General features: G+C 44.7%; 8 protein-coding genes. 3 read left to right on the top strand and 5 right to left on the bottom strand.

Features of this window, described 5'->3' with window-relative positions:
• Positions 1–724 precede the first annotated feature (724 nt).
• Together GLW00_RS17385 and GLW00_RS17380 are read left to right on the top strand one after the other, a co-directional pair.
• A complete protein-coding gene (locus GLW00_RS17385) occupies positions 725–1,867 on the top strand; it encodes a conserved virulence factor C family protein (RefSeq protein ID WP_160916194.1) in 1,143 nt (380 codons plus the stop codon).
• A 12-nt stretch (positions 1,868–1,879) separates the two neighbouring features.
• Positions 1,880–2,308, top strand: coding sequence for a BrxA/BrxB family bacilliredoxin (locus GLW00_RS17380; RefSeq protein ID WP_160916192.1), 429 nt, complete (start codon positions 1,880–1,882; stop codon positions 2,306–2,308).
• A gap of 34 nt (positions 2,309–2,342) precedes the next feature.
• Here GLW00_RS17380 and GLW00_RS17375 read toward each other — a convergent pair whose 3' ends face one another.
• From GLW00_RS17375 to GLW00_RS17365, 3 genes are all read right to left on the bottom strand, one after another.
• Positions 2,343–3,533 (bottom strand): MFS transporter, encoded by a 1,191-nt coding sequence (locus tag GLW00_RS17375; protein WP_160916205.1) that lies wholly within the window; start codon positions 3,531–3,533, stop codon positions 2,343–2,345.
• 113 nt (positions 3,534–3,646) lie between these two features.
• Positions 3,647–4,099, bottom strand: a complete 453-nt coding sequence (locus GLW00_RS17370; protein ID WP_160916190.1) for a GNAT family N-acetyltransferase — start codon at positions 4,097–4,099, stop codon at positions 3,647–3,649.
• Positions 4,096–4,329 carry a hypothetical protein gene (locus GLW00_RS17365; protein ID WP_160916188.1) on the bottom strand — a complete coding sequence of 78 codons (234 nt, stop codon included), beginning with the start codon at positions 4,327–4,329 and terminating at the stop codon, positions 4,096–4,098. The genes GLW00_RS17370 and GLW00_RS17365 overlap by 4 nt, the downstream gene beginning before the upstream one ends.
• 215 nt (positions 4,330–4,544) lie before the next feature.
• Here GLW00_RS17365 and GLW00_RS20565 point away from each other — a divergent pair, with 215 nt between their 5' ends.
• Positions 4,545–4,691 (top strand): hypothetical protein, encoded by a 147-nt coding sequence (locus tag GLW00_RS20565; protein ID WP_202412554.1) that lies wholly within the window; start codon positions 4,545–4,547, stop codon positions 4,689–4,691.
• 44 nt (positions 4,692–4,735) lie between these two features.
• Here the strand turns inward: GLW00_RS20565 and mscL are convergent, their stop codons facing one another.
• Together mscL and GLW00_RS17355 are read right to left on the bottom strand one after the other, a co-directional pair.
• Positions 4,736–5,227: a large conductance mechanosensitive channel protein MscL gene (mscL, locus tag GLW00_RS17360; protein WP_160916186.1), complete on the bottom strand. Its 492-nt coding sequence runs from the start codon at positions 5,225–5,227 to the stop codon at positions 4,736–4,738.
• Between the two features lie 111 nt (positions 5,228–5,338).
• Positions 5,339–6,457: an IscS subfamily cysteine desulfurase gene (locus GLW00_RS17355; protein WP_335808493.1), complete on the bottom strand. Its 1,119-nt coding sequence runs from the start codon at positions 6,455–6,457 to the stop codon at positions 5,339–5,341.
• Positions 6,458–6,497 lie beyond the last annotated feature (40 nt).

Raw genomic sequence — 6,497 nt, 5'->3', positions numbered from 1 at the left:
TGGTTTCATCAAGATATCGATGGACGGCTTGAAATTTGTCTTCATTCGTAAATTTATTCAAGGTGTATCCCCCTTCGGTCAGAGTTAGAAGGTGTCCAACTCTTGGGGGTCACTTCACTGCGTCCTGCGGGGTCTCACCAAGCACTTTTTTCCCGCAGGAGTCTCGCCATTCCCCTCTGCCCCTTAACCAAGGAAGGTTCTCGAAACCACTACTAAAAAATCACTTGTATGGTTATGAGAAGTAAATAATTTAAACGCTACCCAATTGACGTTTAGCAAACACAAATGCTTGATACAACAAACTTATATGCCCGTTTAGGGAGAAGAATTGGAGCCTTATTTATGAATACAGGTGTTCTAATCATTCACTTCCCTCAATCATTGAAGCTCCCCCTTTTGAAAGTGGTTTCGAGACACTTAAAAGGTAAAGGGGCGGAGGGAAACGGTGAGACTCCTATGGGACGTGTGGGACAGGTGAGACCCCGTAAGGCGTAGCCTGAGGAGGCTCACCGCCCGCCCCATGGAAAGCGAACCTTTTCCCGGAGCCCCTAGAACCTTACAATCATCTCGAAACTGAGTCTTCAAGAATAGGGAGCTTTAGTTGAACAAGGGGGCGGATGCGTGGATGAGCTTGGGAATCTTTGATAAAATGAAAACATGGAATGAGGGCAGATCCCTCGGAACCGGATGGAAAATTGATCAGACCGTTAGGGGGTTATACTCAGTGAAAATCGTATCCATTGAACCGACACCTAGTCCAAATTCAATGAAAATCAACTTGAACGAGACTTTGCCGGACGGCGAAACTCACAATTATAAAAAAGATGATGAACTAAATAAGGCACCAGATTTTGTCCAGCACCTTTTTGAGATTGAAGGTGTCAAAGGCCTTTACCACGTGACAGATTTCATCGCTTTAGAAAGAAATGCACGCGTCTCCTGGGAAGCGATTCTTCCTGAAGTAAGGAAGGTTTTTGGATCGGAGTCAACGGAAGAAGCACCTTCACAAAAGCAGGAAGAACCGGATGGACATTTCGGGGAAGTCCGTGTATTCGTTCAGATGTTCCGCGGCCTGCCGATGCAAGTGAAGCTTGAGGAAGGCGAAGAGGAAACACGTGTAGGGCTTCCTGAACGTTTCATGGAGGCAGCTATGAAAGCAGCTCCCGCTTCTCCGAACATGATCATGGAGCGTAAATGGGCGGAACAGAACCCGCGCTATGGTGACGTGGCTGAAATTGGGGAACAGGTAAAAGAAGAACTTTCGGCAAGTTATGACGACGAACGACTGGAATCTCTTGTTAAACAAGCGTTTGACCAAGAATCGGTTGATGTTGAACCGAAGGAAGAAAAGGCGAAAATCAGCTTGGAAACACTGGATCATGAGGATTGGAAAGTTCGCTATGCGGCTTTAGACCGAATGGATCCGACCGCAGACGATTACCGCCTGCTTGATAAAGCTCTGGATGATGAGAAGGCTTCAATCCGACGTCTGGCAACGGCGTATCTTGGAATGATTGAAGAACTCGAAACACTTCCCTATCTCTATAAGGCGCTCAATGACAAAACGGTCACCGTACGTCGCACAGCCGGGGATTGCATTTCGGATCTCGGCTTCAAAGAAGCGATGCCGAAAATGATGGAGTCTCTTTCCGATTCCAACAAACTCGTCCGCTGGCGAGCAGCGATGTACTTGTATGAGCTTGGCGATGAATCCGCTCTTCCTGCCTTGAAGGAAGCCGCTGATGATCCCGAATTCGAAGTTCGTCTGCAGATCAATATGGCCATCGAAAGAATTGAAGGCGGCGAAGAAGCTAAAGGATCCGTATGGCATCAAATGACTCAAGCGACTAAGAAAAAACAACAATAGGAGGCTACAATTATGAACCCATATGAAGCATATATGAAAGAAATCTCCCAGCCGATGCGTGATGAATTGACGAACGCCGGATTCACAGAATTGACGACCCCGGAGGAAGTGGACACGTTCATCAGCGAAACAAAAGGAACGTCCCTTGTAGTCATTAACTCTGTCTGTGGATGTGCTGCTGGATTGGCACGTCCTTCCGCACGCGAATCGCTCAAAAATGAAAAACGCCCGGATAACATTGTCACAGTCTTCGCCGGTCAAGACCGCGAAGCAACCTCACGTATGCGTGACTATTTGGAAGGCTACGAGCCGTCCTCCCCTTCCATGGCTCTTTTGAAAGATGGACAGGTGCTCCACTTCATCCCTCGCGAAGAGATTGAGGATTATGAAGTAGAAGAAATTGTAGAAAATCTCACGAATGCCTATAACCAATACTGTTAACAAAAAGTGCCTTTCCAATTGGAAAGGCACTTTTTCATGCAGTCTTGGTTTGATCTCCACTTTTCTCCGGCTTGATCAATACGAGAACAATCAATAAAAGAAGACCACCCAAAGCTCCGCTCGCGATATAACTAATATTCAAATATTCTTTCATAAGCAGCGACATCAACGGCGGACCTGCTGCTACCCCTATGAATCTTGAGGAGCTATAAAAAGAAGTAATCGTTCCACGCTCTTCTTTTTCAATCCCTTCTGTTATGAGCGCATCGAGAGTTGGGAGCATCCCGCCAATCGCCGTACCTAATATGCTGGTCACAACTAAAAGCAGAAACAACTTCTCATTCACATACCCCACAAAAATCACACTTGCCGATACCATAATCAATGCAATGACGAGCACCCATTTCATTACAGTGGTATCTCCTTTGATTTTCTTTCCGGTCACAAAGGCGGATACACATAACGTGAAAAGCGGGATCGCGAGTACGAATCCTTTTTTCACTCCTTCGATGTTATGAGTCTTCTCTAAGATATCGGACATGAAGAACAGAACCGCAAACAAGATGAGCATGGCGTATGCCCCCAATAGGAAAACCGGATACAGCCATTTTCCTTCCTGTTTGAAAATTTCTTTCGTTTTTTTCAGAAATTGCTTGAACGGCTGTGGTTTTTCCTTTTTCCCTTTAGGAACTTTAATAAAAAAGAAAACAAGGACAATGGAAATCAAACTGAAAAAGGAAATCGAAAAGAACGGCAAAAACCATAAAAACACAGCAAAAATAGAACCCAGGATCGGACTGAGTACTTTTCCGAACGTATTCGATGTTTCAATGATGCCAAGGCAAGAGCTCGCTTTTTCATCATCGTCTTTATATAAATCTCCGACGAGCGGCAGAATAATTGGAGTCGCTCCGGCTGCGCCAATCCCCTGCAGGATACGTCCAATCGTAATCCAGAGAAACGGATCTTCTAACTTCCATGAAGAAAAACCGGAGATCAGCCCACCAATAAAAGCCAGGACAAGACTCGGCAAAATTATTAATTTTCTGCCGAAACGATCGGATAAGTACCCGGCGACAGGGATAAGAATGATTGCCGCTAAAGAATAGCTGGTGATGATTGTGCTTGATTGAAAAGATGTGATGCCAACCTTTTTCTCGAAAATCGGCAATACTGGAATCAGCATTGAATTTCCGAGCGTCATCACAAGGGGAATGGAAGCCATACTGACTAGACACCAACGGCTTACTTTGTTTTCCAATGCAATTCCTCCTACGTATTCATAAACGTAGGATGCCCGATTCCTTTAGATTCACGAGGAGAAAAATTTGGATATACTTATGTCGCTCTTGTATAAACTCTAATGGGTTCACCAGCTAGATCATAAGCTTTCCCTTCTTGTTCCCATCCATATTTTTCATAATATCCCTCGAGGTCTGTACCTAAATGCAGAGTATCGTAACCTAACCTCCCGGCTTCTTCACTCGCATGACGGAGAAGCTGTTCCCCGATCTTTTGTCCTCGATGATCAGGCTTAACATAAAGACAGGCAAACCATGGGCAAAGATCCTGGCGACTGTTCATATCGTTTCTAAGCAGAGCATATGTGCCAATGATTTCTTCTTCATCCAATAGAATATAAAACAAAGGCAGTTCATCCTCATCTTTCAATGATTGACGGATGCAGTCTTCATACAGCTTGAAGTTATTTTCACTCCCCCACTGCTCCCAAAAAACGTTAGTCGCAAGCCTGACCAAGTCCTTTCTCTCTTGCAATGAACTGATTCTCATTTCTTTATCCCCCTCGCTTCACTAAACTTATTTGTTATGAAAACAGCTATAAGCAAAGGCAGAATTAAAGTAACCGCAGGCAGAATCCTTACAAAAATTGATGGTTCCTCTACGGTATTGACCATCCATGGATCTGTATCATGAAGAACAGTCAAAACTAAACCAGTCCCCCAGGAAACAAGCCCATAGCTTAAAACCAACGTAAAAATGAAGACGATAACTTTCTTCACAGAATCACCTCTACCTTTTATACGAAAACGATCTCCTCAAGTTTCAACCTTCTTTTTAAAACAATAAGTAGATGGAAATAGTCAACGCAATCATGCCATCAATGATAACAATGACCATTGATTTCATTACCATAAAATAACACTGGATTCACTTTCCCTTAACAAAGAACGGGTATCTTTTATACGTAACTCACTTTGGAAAGGGGATTTTTTACATGTTGAAGAAATGGATGTTGGCGTTAGGTTTAGTATCTGTTTTGACCCTTGCTGCTTGTGGTGGAGAAGAAGACGGCGAAATGGAAGATGAACAAATGGAAGAGCAGGAACAAAGTGACACAGAGAGCGAAGACAGTTCAGAATAATACATGAAAAATAAAAGGCGGATCCTCTTCAGGATTCGCCTTTTTCATTTGATTCGCCACTTCGTCTTCACTTGCTGACGCGGAGAAGGATGCGCTTCAAGTGAAGATGAGCAATTCGGGCAGATGACTGCCTGAGTAGGAATTGGCATACAGCAATAGGGGCACTCTTTTTTTGTCATGCCATGCAAAGGGTGCTGATGAGGTTTTTTCCAACGATTGATTTGGCGTACGACAAGAAAAACCGCAAACAGGATGATGATAAAACGGACGGAAGCCGTAACAAACAGACCATAATTGATGGTAGCAGCTCCCGCTTCTTTAGCAGCCGTAAGCGAAGGATAAACCGATCCATCAAGGCTCAGGAACATATTTTCAAAATTCATTTTTGTATACAAAACACCAACAGGCGGAAGTAAAATATCAGTCACTAGTGAATCAATAAATCCACTGAAAGCGGCACCTAAAACCATCCCGACACCCATATCAACGGCACTTCCACGGACGGTGAACTGTTTGAACTCATGAAACAACCCCAATTCAGGCTCCTCCCCTCACCCATCATCCTATGAGTGATAAGGACAAACTATGATTCAGAAGGAAGTCCTTCGTCCATGGGGCAAAGAACAGATGCAGGTCCTGAAATCCATTTACTTAGCCACGGTTGGTTTGTGTAGCTCATTCAAAAAGAGGGCAAGTTTCTCTACCTGTTCATTTGTCTGTTCATGACTGAAAGAGAGACGAATGAAAGACTTGGCCTCTTCAGCATCACAGCCCATCGCCAGTAATGTACCTGGAGGCCCTTGGCTGCCCGTACGGCATGCACTACCTGTTGAAAAATGAAAATCACGCCGATTTCCTTCAAGCATGGCCCATTGTCCCTCTATTTCAGGCAGGAGCAGACCAATAATCGGCACGGAACTGTCTGCTGTGTCTCCGACCAGCCTCCACTCTCCTGCTTCCAGAAATGTTTTTTTCAATTGCACAATTTTCGACTCGATCCTAGATCTTTCTTTCACCATTTTTTCAGCCGCTACCGTAAATCCAGCAATGCCTGGTGTGTTAACAGTACCCGCTCTGACGCCCCCTTCATGAGTACCACCTGGAGTTTTCGGGTGGAAAGAAAGGGACGGACGAATATAAACCGCTCCTACCCCCTTCGGCCCGTATAATTTATGTGAACTGACTGAGAGACTATCGACATAAGGAGCCACTTCCTCTAACGCCATTTTTCCAAAGGACTGGACACAATCACTATGGAAAAGAATGCCGTGCGCTCGACAAAGATTAGAAAGCTCCCGGATCGGCTGCACCGTTCCAATATCGGAATTCACATGCTGGATCGCCATGAGGACCGTATCCTCCTGGATAGCTCTTGCTACATCTTCCACATGAACCATTCCCTTTTCATTCAGCGGCACCCTCGTTACCTTATAACCCTCTTCCTCGCATCTTTGAATAAGATTTCGTACAGAAGAATGCTCCGCCTCCGTGGTAATGATATGCCTCCCTTTTCCCGCTTTCAAAAGAGCATCCAACGCAAGTTCATTGCTTTCTGTCCCACCGCTTGTAAAATAAACCCCTTCCCGTTCAATCCCCAGTAGATCCGCTATTGTATTTCGGCATTGATCCAACAATGCATGAGCTTTTGTACCGGAATCATGTAAACTTTTCGTGTTGGCAAAGTAATGACGAGTGGCATGCACGTATGCCTCTAACGCATCCTCATCCATAGGGCATGTCGCCGCATAATCAAAGTATCCCTCCACATTTCTCTCTCCTTTTTGATCCAAATCTCTTGTCAATAGT

The organism is Halobacillus litoralis (assembly GCF_009856445.1).
Classification (GTDB): domain Bacteria; phylum Bacillota; class Bacilli; order Bacillales; family Halobacillaceae; genus Halobacillus; species Halobacillus litoralis.
This window is presented reverse-complemented; position numbering and strand designations above follow the sequence as displayed.

Coding starts and splice junctions, on each gene's coding strand:
- GLW00_RS17375 (WP_160916205.1), bottom strand. CDS start 3,533: ATGGCTTCCATTCCCCTTGTGATGACGCTCGGAAATTCAATGCTGATT.
- GLW00_RS20565 (WP_202412554.1), top strand. CDS start 4,545: ATGTTGAAGAAATGGATGTTGGCGTTAGGTTTAGTATCTGTTTTGACC.
- GLW00_RS17380 (WP_160916192.1), top strand. CDS start 1,880: ATGAACCCATATGAAGCATATATGAAAGAAATCTCCCAGCCGATGCGT.
- GLW00_RS17370 (WP_160916190.1), bottom strand. CDS start 4,099: ATGAGAATCAGTTCATTGCAAGAGAGAAAGGACTTGGTCAGGCTTGCG.